Source organism: Klebsiella terrigena, assembly GCF_012029655.1.
Lineage (GTDB): Bacteria > Pseudomonadota > Gammaproteobacteria > Enterobacterales > Enterobacteriaceae > Klebsiella > Klebsiella terrigena.
Genome location: NZ_CP050508.1, coordinates 3,607,599 through 3,620,041, shown reverse-complemented (window position 1 = coordinate 3,620,041; position 12,443 = coordinate 3,607,599). Strand labels below are relative to the sequence as shown.

Sequence of the window (12,443 nt, the reverse complement as noted above, 5' to 3'; positions counted from 1 at the left end):
ATGGCAGAACAGAAGCAATTCGACGTGAATGAACCTTCACGTCGGCGGTTACTAAAAGGGATCGGCGCGCTAGGCGGCGCGCTGGCTATCGCCGGCGGCTGTCCGGTTGCGCATGCGGCCAAAAGCACCAGCTCGCCGGGCACGCTGTCGCCCAACGCGCGTATGGAGGAGCAGCCCTTTTATGGCCTGCACCAGGCGGGGATCCTCACCCCGCAGCAAACCGCGATGATGCTGGTGGCCTTCGACGTGCTGGCCAGCGATAAGGCCGACCTCGAGCGGCTGTTTCGTCTGCTGACCCAGCGTATTGCCTTCCTGACCAAGGGCGGGCCGGCGCCGGACACGCCGAATCCGCGCCTGCCGCCGATGGACTCGGGCATTCTCGGGCCGTGGATCGCCCCGGATAACCTGACGATGACCGTTTCGGTCGGCCATTCGCTGTTTGACGCGCGCTACGGGTTAGCGAGTCTCGCGCCGAAGAAGCTGCAGAAGATGACGCGCTTTCCCAACGATTCGCTGGATGCCGCGCTCTGTCACGGCGATCTGCTGCTACAGATTTGCGCCAACACCCAGGATACGGTGATCCACGCGCTGCGCGATGTGATTAAGCATACTCCGGATCTGCTGAGCGTCCGCTGGAAGCGCGAGGGCTTTATCTCCGATAGCGCCGCGCGGAGCAAAGGCAAGGAGACGCCGGTTAACCTGCTGGGCTTTAAGGACGGTACGGCGAACCCGGTCAGCACCGACGGCGCGCTGATGGACGAGGTAGTTTGGGTTACCGCCGGGCAGGGAGAACCGGCGTGGGCGACGGGCGGCAGCTACCAGGCGGCGCGTATTATCCAGTTCCACGTTGAGTTCTGGGATCGTACGCCGCTGAAAGAGCAGCAGACTATTTTCGGTCGCGACAAGCACAGCGGCGCGCCGCTGGGAATGCAGCACGAGCACGACGTGCCGGATTACGCGAAGGATCCCGATGGCGATATTATCGCCCTCGATAGCCACATCCGGCTGGCTAACCCGCGTACGCCGCAGACCCAGTCGAGCCTGATGATGCGCCGCGGCTACAGCTATTCGCTGGGGGTGACCAACTCCGGGCAGCTGGATATGGGGCTGCTGTTTGTCTGCTATCAGCACGATCTGGAAAAAGGTTTCCTGACGGTGCAAAAGCGTCTCAACGGCGAAGCGCTGGAGGAGTACGTCAAGCCGATCGGCGGCGGCTACTTCTTTGCACTGCCGGGCGTCAAGGATAGCCAGCACTACCTGGCGCAGTCCCTGCTTGAAGCCTGACGTTCCTGCCCGCAAGGGCAGGGCGTTTTCTGCTGTTTTTCCATTCTTTTTTTGTATTTCCTGCCTTGTGTTATTTTTCTGTAATCTAATTGTCGGAAACTCTCCAGAGCTGCAATGAAAATTATTTGTTGTCTGTATGTGAAAAATAAGTTGCATTAAGAATTATTTTTGATGTACTTATTACAGACGCGGTAGTTCCCGGCAGTGATGTCGTTTCACTATGGAGATCGCGAATGCCCGATTGCTGTAACGGAAAATGTAAAACTTCTTACCGTACTCATCAGCACGGGGGCCACACTTCCGGCCGCGATTCCCACACCCCAAATATTTCTCCAGTCACTACAGACCATCCTAACCCAGACCGGGTGAGCGGTGCGCGTAGCCGTGACCCGTTGTCAATTCGACAGGCAAGCAATGGCTTACAAGGAAGCCAAACCTCAATCGTTCGTGCGCATAATCGCGTCGATATTGACGCGTGTGATGTAAACCAACAACGCAAGGTGCTATCCATGGGAAGACAAAAAGCAGTGACCAAAGCTCGTCGTGAGGCCAAACGTGTGCTGAGACAGGATTCGCGCAGCCATAAGCAGCGCGAAGAAGAATCGGTCACATCGCTTGTGCAAATGAGTGGCGTAGAAGCCATTGGCATGGCGCGGGACAGCCGCGATTTATCGCCGATTGAAGCGCGCAATGACGCTCAGGTGCATTATTTGAATGCCATCGACAATAAACAGCTGATCTTTGCCACCGGTGAAGCCGGGTGCGGGAAGACCTGGATTAGCGCGGCAAAAGCAGCTGAAGCCCTGATCCATAAGGATGTGGACAGAATTATTGTTACCCGTCCCGTTCTGCAAGCCGATGAAGACCTCGGCTTCTTACCGGGAGATATCGCCGAGAAATTCGCCCCCTATTTCCGCCCCGTTTATGATGTGCTGGTGAGAAGGCTGGGCGCTTCCTTTATGCAATACTGCCTGCGGCCGGAAATCGGCAAGGTGGAAATCGCGCCGTTCGCCTATATGCGCGGACGTACATTTGAAAATGCGGTTGTGATTCTGGACGAGGCTCAGAACGTGACCGCTGCGCAAATGAAAATGTTTTTGACCCGCCTCGGGGAGAACGTGACGGTTATCGTCAACGGCGACATTACCCAGTGTGATTTACCCTCTGGCGTAAGGTCTGGCCTGGTCGATGCGCTGGCGCGTTTTGAAGAAGACGAGATGGTTGGTATTGTCCGCTTTACGACCGACGACTGCGTCCGCTCGATGCTCTGCCAGCGAGCGCTGAAAGCCTACTACTAGCGGTTAAATTTAGTGCAAAGCCCGGGGAAACCCGGGCTTTGTTTTTTCTGCGCGGAGCCTATTCCGACGCCGTCGCCGACGCGGTGCGTGGCTTAGCCAATCGCCCCCAGCGCATCTTCGCTGCCCTGATTTTTCGGCAGCAGGTACAGGGTGGCGAAAATGTCCAGCAGATAGAGCAGGGCCAGCAGGGTGATCGCCGCGGTAAACGACCAGTGGCTGACGAACAGGCCAATCACCAGCGGGCCAAATCCGCCGACGCCGCGCCCCAGATTAAACAGCACGTTCTGCGCGGTGGCGCGCACTTTCAGCGGGTAGGTATCGGAGATAAGCGCCCCGTAGCCGCCGATCATCCCGTTGACGAACATCCCCATCAGCGCTCCGGTAAACAGCATGACGACAGGGTCGCGCAGCTGGGCGTAGATAATGACCATCACCACGGCGCCGACCTGGTATATAAGGAAGATTTTCCAGCGCGGGAAGCGATCCGCCAACACGCCAAACAGCCAGATGCCGAAGGTCATCCCCACCACCGTGACCGCCGTCCACAGTCCGGATTTGGTCAGCGAAAAGCCAAAGCTGGAGGAGAGATAGCTGGGCATCCAGATCATCAGGCCGTAGTAGCCAAAATTCTGCACCGAACACAGGATCAGAATGCCGATACTGGCCTTCGAGGTGGCTCTGTCGGCAAACAGCATCTTGATCCGCGCCGTGAACGACATCTCCTCAGCGACGCGGCTATCTTTGGTAAACGCCTCGGGTTCGCCCATGCCGCGGCGGATGGCAAATGAGACCAGCGCCGGCAGCAGGCCGACCAGAAACATCCCGCGCCAGCCGATGATGTCCAGCAGGAGCGGGGTGATAAAGGCGGCAAGCAGGACTCCTAGCTGCCAGCCGATGCCGACCCATGCCGAGGCCCGGTTGCGCTTATGGGCGGGCCAGACTTCGGCAATCAGCGCCATGCCGATACCGAATTCGCCGCCGAGGCCCATGCCCGCCAGGGTGCGATAGGCCAGCAGATCCCAATAGCCCTGGGCGACCGCACAAAGACCGGTAAAAACGGAGAACATCAAAATTGTGAAGGTCAGGACGCGAATGCGCCCCAGGCGATCGCTGAGATGACCAAACAAAATCCCGCCCAGCACCGCGCCAATGAGCGTCCAGGTGACGAGAGAACCCGCCTGAGAGGTGCTAAGCGCCAGAGAAGCGCTGATTGCCGGCAGCATGAAGCCGAGGATCAGCAGGTCGAAACCATCCATTGCGTAGCCGCTGATCGCCGCGACCATGGCTTTAGCCGGCGTCACGCCGCGTTTGTTTTGTGGGGAAGAGAAGGTCATGTCCAGGCCTTAGGATGAAATTGTGCGCCAAGTATAGATTTGTCAGCGATCGTAATCTACTGCAAAGAGGGGCCCAGGGTCAGGAGGCGCGAGCAAAGCCGGAGCATCGTCAGATGCCCCGCCGTATCGATAAACGAGACGAAATAGTGATGAATAGCGGGCGTCGCCCCTCGGAGAGGAAACCAGGGCTTTGTTATTTCCTTTTACAGCAGGTTTTGTAATGTGGGAGCGGCCATCGTGGCTTCAAAAGGGATGATATCGGCCCTGGCAACGCCTGATTGCTGGAACGGATCCTGGCTGAGCGTGGCGCGCAGCGTTTCCATATCATCGCCCCTGGCGAGGATCACGCCGCCAGAACGGGGCATTTTGCGACCCGAGGCCAGAAACAAGCCGTCGGCATACCCCTTTTTAAGCCACTCCACGTGCGCGGGAAGCAGGGCGTCAACGTCATCCAGCGGTTTAACGTAAGTCAGAACCACAACGGCAATCGTGCTCATTTTTATATCCATGTTGTTGTTGGGTATATAAAAGTAGCATAGGGAGACCAGGGGCGGTAGCCGGATGAGCGCTGTTTCGGTTCGGGGCGCTCCCTGTGAATGGGGGAGGCAACAGGCGAAAAAAAAAGCCCGTACTTGCGTACGAGCTCTTCTTCAAATATGGCGGTGAGAGAGGGGTTCGAACCCTCGATACGTTGCCGTATACACACTTTCCAGGCGTGCTCCTTCAGCCACTCGGACACCTCACCATATTGTTTCGCTGCACACCTTGGGCGGGCAACGGGGCGGTACTATAGGGAGTTGCGCTAAAACGGTCAAGCAGTATTTATTCTTTCCTTACCGTTCGCTCAAGCAATGAACACCGCCCCGGCAAAAAACGCCGGGGCGGTGGCTTTAACGCTGTGAATCAAGCTGTTCGCCGTTCTTCACCACGTCCTGTGCTTTGGCGTAGCTCTCAATCAGCAGCTGATAGGCCGGGAACACTTTAGTATAAACCTCGGCCCACTCGGCGGCGTCAGGACGGTTCCAGGTCCGCTGCAGCTCGGACGCCACCGCGGCGGTATCCATCGGGATGACGCCGGCCTGAACGACGCGAGCCAGCGTTATCTCCTGCGCCATCTTGCTGTAGGTGCCTGAAGCGTCGATAACCGCGAAGACCTTATAGCCATCGGCGACGGCCGCAATAGACGGAAACGCCATGCACACGCTGGTAATGGTGCCCGCGATAATCAGCGTTTTGCGCCCGGTGGCCTTCACTGCCGCCACGAAATCCGGGTTATCCCAGGCGTTAATTTCACCCTTGCGCGCAATATAGCGAGCATGCGGCGCATTCTCATGGATCTCAGGGATCAGCGGACCATTAGGCCCCTGCGGTACCGAGGCGGTGGTGATGACCGGGATCCCCGCAAGGGAGGCCATCTTCGCCAACGCGGCGGCCCGGGCGCGCAGTTCCGGCATGGGCATATCGCCAACGGTCTGGAACAGGCCGCTCTGATGGTCAATCAGCAGCATGGCGCTGTCATTTACGTCAATCACCGGGCGAGCCCCGTTAAAATTAGCTGGAGTAGACATTTTTTGTACCTCTGTAGCGTCAGATTTGGCCAAAGCGGCCGCTATTAAAATCGCGCACCGCTTCGGCGATTTGCGTTTTGCTGTTCATGACAAATGGGCCATAGCCGACGATAGGCTCACCCAGCGGTTCGCCGGCCAGCAGCAGGACTTTGGCATCAGCGGTAGCGCCCAGGTGCAGCGTTTCACCCTGCTGACTCAACACCACCAGCTGCCCTTCGCGCGCATTTTCAGCGCCGTTAACGCTGATTTCACCTTCAAGAACAACCAGCGCGGTGCTCCAGCCGGCAGGCTGGCGTAACGAGACGTCGTGGCCCTGCGTCAGCTGCATATCCCAGACGTTCAGCGGCGAGAAGGTGCGCGCCGGGCCGGAAACGTCGGCGTAATCACCGGCGATGACCCGAACGTGGCCTGCGTTATCCGGCAGCGCGACGCGGGGAATGAGGTCAGCGGTGATGCTCTGGTAGCCGGGCGCGGCCATTTTGTCTTTGGCCGGCAGGTTGACCCACAGCTGGATCATCTTCAGCTCGCCGCCGGTACGGGTAAATTCCGCCGAGTGGAACTCTTCGTGCAGGATCCCGGCGCCCGCCGTCATCCACTGCACATCGCCGGGGCCAATCACGCCGCCTTTTCCGGTCGAGTCGCGGTGCTCAACTTCACCTGAATACACGACGGTTACGGTTTCAAACCCGCGATGCGGATGCTCGCCAACGCCGCGTTTGCCGCTTCCCGCCGGGAAGCTATGCGGCCCGGCGTAATCCAGCAGCAGGAAGGGGCTCAGCTGCTCGCCGTGGGTTTGATAAGAAAACAGCGAGCGTACCGGGAAACCGTTACCCACCCAGTGCTGGGATGGCGCGGTATAGACGCCTGTAATCTGTTTCATTGTTCTCTCCTGTGCGGTTGTTTCGATGTCGATAAGCTTAGATGCGCGGCTAATATCCCGGTAGATAGCAAAAATGACCTATACTGTTCTAAAAATGGAACGATGGGGGAAGGATGCAGGATCTCAACGACTTAGCCTGGTTTGTCCAGGTGGTGGATCATTGCGGATTCGCCGCTGCGGGTCGGGCGCTCGATCAGCCAAAATCGAAGCTCAGCCGCCGCATTGCCCAGCTGGAAGAGCGGCTCGGCGTGCGCTTGATTCATCGCACCACAAGGCAGTTTGCGGTAACCGAAGTTGGGCAGACGTTTTATCAGCACTGCAAAGCGATGCTGATCGAGGCCGAGGCGGCGCAGCAGGCGGTGGATACCCTGCGTTCTGAGCCGCGCGGCAGCGTGAAGCTCACCTGTCCGGTTACCCTACTGCATGTGCATATCGGCCCGATGCTGGCGCGCTTTATGCAGCGCTATCCGGGGGTGAACGTGCATCTGGAGGCAACCAACCGACGGGTTGATGTGGTCGGTGAGGGGGTTGACGTGGCTATTCGCGTGCGCCCGCGGCCCTTCGATGATAGCGATCTGGTGATGCGGGTGCTGGCCGATCGCGGGCACCGGCTGTTTGCCAGCCCCGCGCTGGTGGCGCGCATGGGGCAGCCGCAGGCGCCGTCTGAACTCAGCGAGTGGCCGGGACTGAGCCTGGCCGCCGGCAAACATCAGCATAAATGGCAGCTGAGCGGTCCGCAGGGCGCTCGCGCGGAGGTCTATTTTACGCCGCGAATGGTGACCACCGACATGCTGGCGCTGTGCGAAGCGGCGGTCGCCGGCATTGGCGTTGTTCAGCTGCCGCTATTAATGGCGCGCGATCGGCTGGCGGCGGGTGAGCTGGTGGTGGTACTTGACGAGTGGCAGCCGCGCCGGGAGGTGATTCATGCGGTCTTTGCTTCACGTCGCGGGCTATTGCCGTCGGTGCGCGCGCTGGTGGATTTCCTCAGCGAAGAGTATCAGCGGATGGAGGAGGATTAGCGCCGGGGCGTGGGTTTCTCTCTCATCGTGATGGGCATGTCCGGCGAGGATAACCGACTCTTTGCCTGCGCCATTGTTGCGGTGAGACTTAAGGTCGGTATGTTATCGGTCATCGGCAGAGCGCCGTTCAGGCTGCACAAACGGACGAAAAAAAAGCCCGTACTTGCGTACGAGCTCTTCTTCAAATATGGCGGTGAGGGAGGGGTTCGAACCCTCGATACGTTGCCGTATACACACTTTCCAGGCGTGCTCCTTCAGCCACTCGGACACCTCACCATATTGTCGTTCCCGTTGTCGCTGGGAACGGGCGCTAATTTAGGGAAATACGTATCTCTCGTCAATCAACTTTTTAAAAAAAGCGCGCGTTTAGCCAAACTTCGCGCAACCTGCTGGTGAAACGCACGACAATCGTTTTTTTTGTCGCCACTCTCTTTTTCCCGCCGGCCTGGCGAAATTTGCTATGCTGGCAAACCAATAGAAAACAACAAGTAAAATACGACGCTAACGCAAACCTGCTTAAGACATTAGCTATCAGGAGTCACAATGGAGATTATCTTTTACCACCCGACGTTTGATATCCCGTACTGGATTGCCGAGCTGGAAAAACAGCTCCCCGGTGCGCGCGTACGTGAGTGGAAGCCTGGCGACGATCGGCCCGCCGACTATGCGCTGGTCTGGCACCCGCCGGTGGAAATGCTCCAGGGCCGCGACCTAAAGGCCGTCTTTGCGCTCGGCGCGGGGGTGGACTCGATCCTCAGCAAGCTGCGCGAATATCCGCAGATGCTGCCGCTATCGATTCCGCTGTTCCGCCTGGAAGATACCGGTATGGGGCTGCAGATGCAGGAGTATGCGGTCAGCCAGGTGCTGCACTGGTTCCGCCGCTTTGACGATTATCAGGCGCTGAAGCAGCAGGCGCGCTGGCAGCCGCTCGATGAATACCGGCGCGAAGATTTTACCATCGGCATCATGGGGGCCGGCGTGCTTGGCGCGAAGGTTGCGCAAGGGCTGCAGGCATGGGGCTTTCCGCTGCGTAGCTGGAGCCGCAGCCGCAAGGCGTGGCCGCAGGTGCAAAGCTTTGCCGGGGCGGACGAGCTGAATGAATTCCTGCGCGAAACCCGGGTCCTGATCAACCTGCTGCCCAACACGGCGGAGACGGTCGGCATTATTAATCAGCAGCTACTGGCGCAGCTTCCGGACGGCAGCTATGTTCTCAACCTGGCGCGCGGCGTCCATGTCGTTGAAGACGATCTGCTGGCGGCGCTGGAAAGCGGTAAACTTAAAGGCGCCATGCTTGATGTCTTTAGCCGCGAGCCGCTCCCGGCAGCAAGCCCGCTGTGGGCGCATCCGCGAGTGGCAATGACGCCGCATATCGCCGCGGTGACGCGGCCGCAGGAAGCGATTACCTATATAGCCGGTACGATTAGCCAGCTCGAGCGAGGGGAAACGGTCAGCGGGCAGGTCGATCGCCAGCGCGGTTATTAAAAGAGAACCCCGCTGCGGCGGGGTTTTGCTAATCATACGTCCTGATTCCTGCTATTCTTGCCACAAACAGAGAAGGAGATTGTGATGTATCCTGTTGACCTGCACATGCATACCGTCGCCAGTACCCACGCCTACAGCACCCTGCACGATTACATTGCCGAAGCAAAGCGCAAGGGGATCAAACTCTTTGCGATCACTGACCATGGCCCGGATATGGCCGATGCGCCGCACTACTGGCACTTCGTCAATATGCGCATCTGGCCGCGGCTGGTGGACGGCGTTGGCATTCTGCGCGGTATCGAAGCCAATATTAAAAATATCCACGGTGAAATTGACTGCTCCGGTCCGATGCTCACCTCCCTGGACCTGTTCATTGCGGGCTTCCATGAGCCGGTCTTTCCACCGCAGGACAAAGCAACCCATACCGAGGCGATGATCGCCGCGATGGCGAGCGGGGCGGTGCACATTATCAGCCACCCGGGCAACCCTAAATATCCGGTCGATATCCCGGCCGTCGCCGAAGCGGCGGCAAAATACCAGGTGGCGCTGGAAATCAACAACTCCTCTTTTATCTCTTCACGCGTAGGCAGTGAAGATAACTGCCGGGCCATCGCCGCCGCGGTGCGTGATGCCGGAGGCTGGGTGGCCCTTGGCTCTGATTCGCATACTGCCTTTACGCTGGGCGAATTCAGGGAGTGCCGCAAGATCCTCGATGAGGTGAATTTCCCCGAGGAGAGGATCCTTAACGTTTCTCCGCGCCGGCTGCTGAACTTCCTTGAATCTCGCGGGATGCCGGCGATCGCTGAGTTTGCCGATCTTTAATTTGTCTAACTGGAATAAATGAATGAACGAGTTTTCAATCCTCTGCCGCGTGCTGGGCTCCCTGTACTATCGTCAGCCACAGGACCCGCTGCTGGTGCCGCTGTTTACCCTTATTCGTGAAGGCAAGCTGGCGGCAAGCTGGCCGCTGGAGCAGGATGAGCAGCTGGAGCGCCTGCAAAAAAGCTGCGACGTGCAGCCGCTGGCCGCCGATTACAACGCGCTGTTTGTCGGCGAAGAGTGCGGCGTCCCGCCGTACCGTAGCGCCTGGGTTGAGGGCGCTACGGAGGCCGAAGTTCGTGGCTTTCTGAGCGAGCACGGGATCCCAACCGGAGAGGGGCGAGCCGACCATATTGGTTCCCTGCTGCTGGCCGCTTCGTGGCTTGAGGATCATGCGACGGAAGATGAAAGCGAGACCCTGGAAACGCTGTTTGCCGACTATATTCTGCCGTGGTGCGGGATCTTCCTCGGCAAGGTCGAAGCCCATGCGGTGACGCCTTTCTGGCGGACAATGGCGCCGCTGACGCGCGAGGCGCTCTCCGCCATGTGGGACGAGCTGCAGGAAGAGAACGAAGAGTAAATGTGATTAATATCACAATTCAAATGCAACAAAGAGAATGCCATTTCAGATAGTGTGCTCAGGATCGCATTTGGAGGGTGCGTATCTGCTATGATACGCGCCATGAACATACTTCTCGCAATTGCAATAACGACGGGCATTCTCTCCGGGATCTGGGGATGGGTGGCGGTCGCGCTCGGCCTGCTGAGCTGGGCGGGCTTTCTCGGCTGTACGGCCTATTTTGCCTGCCCGCAGGGCGGCCTGAAAGGGCTGCTGATCTCTACATGTACAGTGATGAGCGGCGTGATATGGGCCCAGGCTATCGTCTACGGCAGCGCGCTGGCGCCGCATCTGGAGATCCTCGGCTATATGATAACCGGCATCGTGGCGTTTCTGATGTGCATTCAGGCGCGTCAGGTACTGCTCTCCTTCGTGCCCGGAACCTTTATCGGCGCCTGCGCAACCTTTGCCGGCGGCGGCGACTGGCGACTGATTGTGCCTTCTCTGGCGCTGGGGCTGGTTTTTGGCTACGCGATGAAAAACAGCGGACTCTGGCTGGCGGCGCGGGCGGAAAAGAGTAAATCGTTGGCCCACGAAACTCCCGACGAAGCCTAAGCGGCGCTATCCCGCACCTAAAACAGGACCTCAGGTCCTGTTTTGCTTTTCTGTACATCACTTTCCCTGCTTGCGCAGCGCTCCTTTGCGCCACGGCGAGCGTAACACGCCCCCGGACTGTACTCTCGAAGCCGTTTTATTCGATGGCTAATCATATTGTTACGCCCTGGCCCAGGCGAAAAATTGAACGGATTGCCGGTCGGTAGCCCGCAAAAGGGAGCCTGCGCGAGGAAAACAGCAAGCCAGTGCAATTAAAGTATATTAATCCGCAACATACCCTTGCTATTCTGGCAACCGAATATCGCGCATTGCCGGGCCTCGGGCTTTCGTCCTCGGGGCCGTCATGCGATATTACCGCTAAGCTTTACTTAAGACGTTTGCCGACAGGAGGCGAAATGGCTGTTAAACCTGAGGTTATTCTCGGAGACATCACGACGCTGGCAGTCGATGTTATCGTCAACGCTGCTAACCCTTCACTGCTCGGCGGCGGCGGGGTTGATGGCGCTATTCATCGGGCCGCCGGGCCGGAGCTGCTGGCCGCGTGCAAAATAGTGCGTCAGCAGCAGGGCGAGTGCGCTCCCGGTCATGCGGTGATCACCACCGCCGGCCAGCTCCCGGCCAGCGCGGTTATTCACGCCGTTGGGCCGGTCTGGCACGGCGGCGATCGCCAGGAGGCTGAACTGCTGGCCGATGCCTATAAAAACAGCCTGCAGCTGGCGGCGGCGAATAGCTACCGCTCTATTGCCTTCCCGGCAATCAGTACCGGCGTGTACGGCTACCCTAAGCAGGCTGCGGCGGAGATAGCCGTGCGGACGGTGAACGCCTTTCTCACGCGCTACAATCCGCTGGAACGCGTCTGCTTTGTCTGTTTTGATGCCGAAACGGCTGAGATTTATCACCGCCTGCTGCAGGCACAATAAGCGCAGCGCAGCCGACGCTGCTGGCCAGGCAGGCGTCGGAAATTATCAATGAAGGAGATCCGTTGGTGGCTGAGGGAAAGGTAGCGCAAAAGCAGCTCGTTCGTCGGGCGGAGATTGTTTCTGCTGCACAAGCATGTTTTGCCGCAAAAGGGCTCCACGGCGCATCCGTTGCCGATATTGCCCGCGAGGCCGGGCTTAGCGTAGGGCAGCTGTACCGCATATTTGCCAGCAAAGAGGAGATTATCGAGGCGATAGTCAGCGAAATTGTTCACGCCCGGGTGGAGGAGATGATTCGCGGCAATCACGACCTCGAGCGGATGGCATTGATGCTGGCTGGCGTCATACCGCCGTCGGCCGCCACGATAACCGACAGCTATCTGCTGATGGAGATTAACGCCGAAGCCTCGAGAAACCCGCGCCTGCGCGAAATTTTACAGCAGGCCGACCGGCGCCTGAAAGAGGAGGGCGGGCGGCTTACCCGTCACTCTCGTCCCGAGATGTCGGCGGCGCAGATCGATGCCGCCACTGAACTGATTGCGATATTAACCGAGGGCGCGGCATATCGTCGCGAGCTGACCACCGCAGCGGAGGCCAATAAGCCGGCGATGGCCGCGATCTATCGCGACCTGTTCCAGCTTCTGTTTGACAAAAAATAATCTTCGCTG

The 12,443-nt window shown here is 58.6% G+C and carries 13 protein-coding genes and 2 tRNA genes; 9 read left to right on the top strand and 6 right to left on the bottom strand.

The annotated features are described in order from the left end of the window. Together efeB and phoH are read left to right on the top strand one after the other, a co-directional pair. Entirely contained in the window at positions 1–1,284 is a 1,284-nt protein-coding gene (gene efeB / locus HCK03_RS17040; protein WP_123551203.1) for an iron uptake transporter deferrochelatase/peroxidase subunit, read from the top strand. 509 nt (positions 1,285–1,793) lie between these two features. After that, positions 1,794–2,582, top strand: a complete 789-nt coding sequence (gene phoH, locus HCK03_RS17035; protein WP_041144929.1) for a phosphate starvation-inducible protein PhoH — start codon at positions 1,794–1,796, stop codon at positions 2,580–2,582. 92 nt (positions 2,583–2,674) lie between these two features. On the opposite strand, the gene HCK03_RS17030 is transcribed toward phoH, so the two are convergent. The 5 genes from HCK03_RS17030 to HCK03_RS17010 all read right to left on the bottom strand — a co-directional run bounded on the left by HCK03_RS17030 (position 2,675) and on the right by HCK03_RS17010 (position 6,364). Next, the gene (locus HCK03_RS17030; RefSeq protein ID WP_041144930.1) at positions 2,675–3,916 is read right to left on the bottom strand and encodes an MFS transporter; all 1,242 of its coding nucleotides are present in this window, start codon (positions 3,914–3,916) and stop codon (positions 2,675–2,677) included. 203 nt (positions 3,917–4,119) lie between these two features. Continuing rightward, positions 4,120–4,413: a YciI family protein gene (locus HCK03_RS17025; protein WP_115193161.1), complete on the bottom strand. Its 294-nt coding sequence runs from the start codon at positions 4,411–4,413 to the stop codon at positions 4,120–4,122. A 160-nt stretch (positions 4,414–4,573) separates the two neighbouring features. Further along, positions 4,574–4,661 (bottom strand) — tRNA-Ser (locus HCK03_RS17020). Positions 4,662–4,806: 145 nt separating this feature from the next. Beyond that, the gene (locus tag HCK03_RS17015) at positions 4,807–5,484 is read right to left on the bottom strand and encodes an isochorismatase family protein (protein ID WP_123551205.1); all 678 of its coding nucleotides are present in this window, start codon (positions 5,482–5,484) and stop codon (positions 4,807–4,809) included. 19 nt (positions 5,485–5,503) lie between these two features. Beyond that, on the bottom strand, positions 5,504–6,364 hold the full coding sequence (locus HCK03_RS17010) for a pirin family protein (protein WP_167691938.1): 861 nt from the start codon (positions 6,362–6,364) through the stop codon (positions 5,504–5,506). 113 nt (positions 6,365–6,477) lie between these two features. Between HCK03_RS17010 and HCK03_RS17005 the strand changes: the two genes are divergently transcribed. Beyond that, positions 6,478–7,383 (top strand): LysR family transcriptional regulator, encoded by a 906-nt coding sequence (locus HCK03_RS17005; RefSeq protein WP_167691937.1) that lies wholly within the window; start codon positions 6,478–6,480, stop codon positions 7,381–7,383. Between the two features lie 188 nt (positions 7,384–7,571). On the opposite strand, the gene HCK03_RS17000 is transcribed toward HCK03_RS17005, so the two are convergent. After that, positions 7,572–7,659: transfer RNA gene (locus HCK03_RS17000), tRNA-Ser, on the bottom strand. Between the two features lie 267 nt (positions 7,660–7,926). Here HCK03_RS17000 and ghrA point away from each other — a divergent pair. The 6 genes from ghrA to HCK03_RS16970 all read left to right on the top strand — a co-directional run bounded on the left by ghrA (position 7,927) and on the right by HCK03_RS16970 (position 12,434). After that, complete coding sequence (gene ghrA / locus HCK03_RS16995; RefSeq protein WP_167691936.1) at positions 7,927–8,865, top strand: glyoxylate/hydroxypyruvate reductase GhrA; 939 nt, start codon at positions 7,927–7,929, stop codon at positions 8,863–8,865. Positions 8,866–8,949: 84 nt separating this feature from the next. Continuing rightward, positions 8,950–9,687 (top strand): phosphatase, encoded by a 738-nt coding sequence (locus HCK03_RS16990; protein WP_041144936.1) that lies wholly within the window; start codon positions 8,950–8,952, stop codon positions 9,685–9,687. 22 nt (positions 9,688–9,709) lie between these two features. Then, positions 9,710–10,264: a TorD/DmsD family molecular chaperone gene (locus HCK03_RS16985; RefSeq protein ID WP_041144937.1), complete on the top strand. Its 555-nt coding sequence runs from the start codon at positions 9,710–9,712 to the stop codon at positions 10,262–10,264. A 102-nt stretch (positions 10,265–10,366) separates the two neighbouring features. Beyond that, positions 10,367–10,858, top strand: a complete 492-nt coding sequence (locus tag HCK03_RS16980; protein WP_123551476.1) for a DUF1097 domain-containing protein — start codon at positions 10,367–10,369, stop codon at positions 10,856–10,858. A gap of 395 nt (positions 10,859–11,253) precedes the next feature. Next, positions 11,254–11,778 (top strand): O-acetyl-ADP-ribose deacetylase, encoded by a 525-nt coding sequence (ymdB, locus tag HCK03_RS16975; protein ID WP_041144939.1) that lies wholly within the window; start codon positions 11,254–11,256, stop codon positions 11,776–11,778. Between the two features lie 65 nt (positions 11,779–11,843). After that, positions 11,844–12,434, top strand: a complete 591-nt coding sequence (locus HCK03_RS16970; protein ID WP_167691935.1) for a TetR/AcrR family transcriptional regulator — start codon at positions 11,844–11,846, stop codon at positions 12,432–12,434. Positions 12,435–12,443: the final 9 nt, after the last annotated feature.

Coding starts and splice junctions, on each gene's coding strand:
- efeB (WP_123551203.1), top strand. CDS start 1: ATGGCAGAACAGAAGCAATTCGACGTGAATGAACCTTCACGTCGGCGG.
- phoH (WP_041144929.1), top strand. CDS start 1,794: ATGGGAAGACAAAAAGCAGTGACCAAAGCTCGTCGTGAGGCCAAACGT.
- HCK03_RS17030 (WP_041144930.1), bottom strand. CDS start 3,916: ATGACCTTCTCTTCCCCACAAAACAAACGCGGCGTGACGCCGGCTAAA.
- HCK03_RS17025 (WP_115193161.1), bottom strand. CDS start 4,413: ATGAGCACGATTGCCGTTGTGGTTCTGACTTACGTTAAACCGCTGGAT.
- HCK03_RS17015 (WP_123551205.1), bottom strand. CDS start 5,484: ATGTCTACTCCAGCTAATTTTAACGGGGCTCGCCCGGTGATTGACGTA.
- HCK03_RS17010 (WP_167691938.1), bottom strand. CDS start 6,364: ATGAAACAGATTACAGGCGTCTATACCGCGCCATCCCAGCACTGGGTG.
- HCK03_RS17005 (WP_167691937.1), top strand. CDS start 6,478: ATGCAGGATCTCAACGACTTAGCCTGGTTTGTCCAGGTGGTGGATCAT.
- ghrA (WP_167691936.1), top strand. CDS start 7,927: ATGGAGATTATCTTTTACCACCCGACGTTTGATATCCCGTACTGGATT.
- HCK03_RS16990 (WP_041144936.1), top strand. CDS start 8,950: ATGTATCCTGTTGACCTGCACATGCATACCGTCGCCAGTACCCACGCC.
- HCK03_RS16985 (WP_041144937.1), top strand. CDS start 9,710: ATGAACGAGTTTTCAATCCTCTGCCGCGTGCTGGGCTCCCTGTACTAT.
- HCK03_RS16980 (WP_123551476.1), top strand. CDS start 10,367: ATGAACATACTTCTCGCAATTGCAATAACGACGGGCATTCTCTCCGGG.
- ymdB (WP_041144939.1), top strand. CDS start 11,254: ATGGCTGTTAAACCTGAGGTTATTCTCGGAGACATCACGACGCTGGCA.